This window comes from Paenibacillus xylanexedens (genome assembly GCF_007676705.1).
GTDB lineage: Bacteria > Bacillota > Bacilli > Paenibacillales > Paenibacillaceae > Paenibacillus > Paenibacillus xylanexedens_C.
In genome coordinates, this window is sequence record NZ_VEBF01000352.1 from 1 (window position 1) to 267 (window position 267).

At 46.4% G+C, this 267-nt stretch carries 1 protein-coding gene; it reads left to right on the top strand.

The window, feature by feature from the left end; genetic code table 11:
- Positions 1-187, top strand: a 187-nt coding sequence (locus FS628_RS30635; RefSeq protein WP_145326687.1) for an AIM24 family protein, incomplete at its 5' end; no start/stop codon positions are given.
- Between the last annotated feature and the right edge of the window lie 80 nt (positions 188-267).

Here is a 267-nt window from a genome sequence, read left to right on the forward strand (position 1 = left end):
TACCAAAATGCAAAACGTGAAGAAAGGTGTGTTTTGGGGAGAAGGTTTGTTTATTATTGAGATGAGCGGGCGTGGGAGTGTATTTGTGTGTTGGTATGGTGGAATGGATGGGATGAATGTGGGTGCGGGTGAAGAAATGATGGTGGATAAGGGGGATTTGGTGGGATGGGGGGATTATGTAGATTAGGGTATTGAGAAAGGTTGAGAAGGGTGGTTATGCAGTGTGACAAGTGGAGAAGGATTGGTATGGTGGTTCCGTGGAGAAGG